Here is a 1,466-nt window from a genome sequence, read left to right on the forward strand (position 1 = left end):
TTGTACAGGTTGGAGAAGATAGCGGTATTATAGTAGGAAAAAATTTAACGATCGAGGCCAAGGAATCGATTACGATTAAATGCGGATCGGCTTCGATTATTTTAAAAAAGGATGGGACAATTGGAATAAAAGGAAAGAATATTTCGGTTGACGCATCTGGAAAGATAAGCGCAGAGGCATCAAGCGATATTACAATGAAAGGCAGTAAAATACTGCAAAATTGAGGTAATGTTATGTCTGACATATTGGAGCGAATTGATGGTGTGGTAATTGGTATATTTCTGGGATTCGACGCCAGCGCACCATTGGTGGTTTTTGTGGGAAATCCTAAAGATCACGGCATCCGGGCGCGCAGTCTTATCGAGCTTACTTCAGATATGATTGGCGCTGAGGTCGCACTGTTGTTCGAAAGCGGCGAAGCCACACGCCCATTAATTGTTGGGCGTATTGTCGATCCAACCAAGGGAACGCGACCGACTCATGTAATTGCAGATGGCAAATATACCCGCATCAGCGGTGAAGATCGCGTTGAACTTAGATGCGGAAAGGCGACGATAATCCTGGAGAAGGATGGGCACATCACCATCCGCGGAACTTATGTCACGAGCCATGCTAGTGCCACGAACCGAATTCGTGGTGGATCGGTGAACCTCAATTGATCCCGGCGCCCGTCATTCCCGAGATAGTGCGCCAACACGCGGAAATGGCGGCCTTTCTATGGATCGTATATGACGATGCACTCCTACATCCGGAGGAAAATCCTGAGATGGACGAAGTGCGCATTGCCCGACTAATCGAACGGCTGGAAGCGCATCTCGACGGGCTGCGAGTGGCGCGGGCGGATGGCTTGCGCATCGCCAAGGAGCGCTATTCGGAATTCCCTGAAGCGGGGGAACTGTTTGTGCTTCGAATGTTAGAGCCTTCGGCGACAAGGACGCGAGTGTCTGATCTCGACCTAGCAAAGGTGCGAGCTTTCCTTGCCGCCCATGTCGAAAAACAAGAGCCTTGAATTATTCGAAGATCGGATAAAGCCGCGCCCACCGGCTGCCATCGAAAAACATCACGCCGCCATCGAACATTGCCGCGATTGCGCCGACTGTTGGGGAGATGCTCACGTAGGCTGACTCGATGGACGGTAGCGGAGGGTCGAAAGGCACGATTTCCCCGCCCTCCAGGAGGTTGAGGCCACTGCCCAGCAAGAGCAACACATCATTGTCGCGTGCCTTGACGTCGAAGAAATATCGTCGGCCGGGGAGGGCAACAACCTCATCAAAGGCGAGGAAATCCGGCGTGCGCCAAACCACACCCGTACTTGAGAAAACGTACCAGGTTCGACCAGGAGCGGGCAGGATCTCGATGACGGCACCGGAATAGTCGAAATCGAGCGTACGCCAGCGTCCGTCATAGATGCGCAGCGCCGTGCGATCCGGCCGAACATCTGCCAGCAGAAGGTCGGCAAGCAGATC

At 52.7% G+C, this 1,466-nt stretch carries 4 protein-coding genes; 3 read left to right on the forward strand and 1 reads right to left on the reverse strand.

Annotated features, from left to right (window positions below; genetic code table 11):
* The 3 genes from AC1D0I_RS32470 to AC1D0I_RS32480 form a co-directional block, all read left to right on the forward strand.
* A partial coding sequence (locus tag AC1D0I_RS32470) for a hypothetical protein (protein ID WP_477400165.1) occupies positions 1-224 on the forward strand: 224 nt, incomplete at its 5' end.
* A 9-nt stretch (positions 225-233) separates the two neighbouring features.
* Complete coding sequence (locus AC1D0I_RS32475; protein ID WP_477400166.1) at positions 234-659, forward strand: DUF6484 domain-containing protein; 426 nt, start codon at positions 234-236, stop codon at positions 657-659.
* A 44-nt stretch (positions 660-703) separates the two neighbouring features.
* Positions 704-1,009, forward strand: coding sequence for a hypothetical protein (locus tag AC1D0I_RS32480; protein ID WP_477400168.1), 306 nt, complete (start codon positions 704-706; stop codon positions 1,007-1,009).
* Position 1,010: 1 nt separating this feature from the next.
* Here the strand turns inward: AC1D0I_RS32480 and AC1D0I_RS32485 are convergent.
* Positions 1,011-1,466: hypothetical protein (locus tag AC1D0I_RS32485; protein ID WP_477400167.1), on the reverse strand; the 456-nt coding region annotated here is incomplete at its 5' end.

The organism is Mesorhizobium sp. P2_D1, from assembly GCF_056404455.1.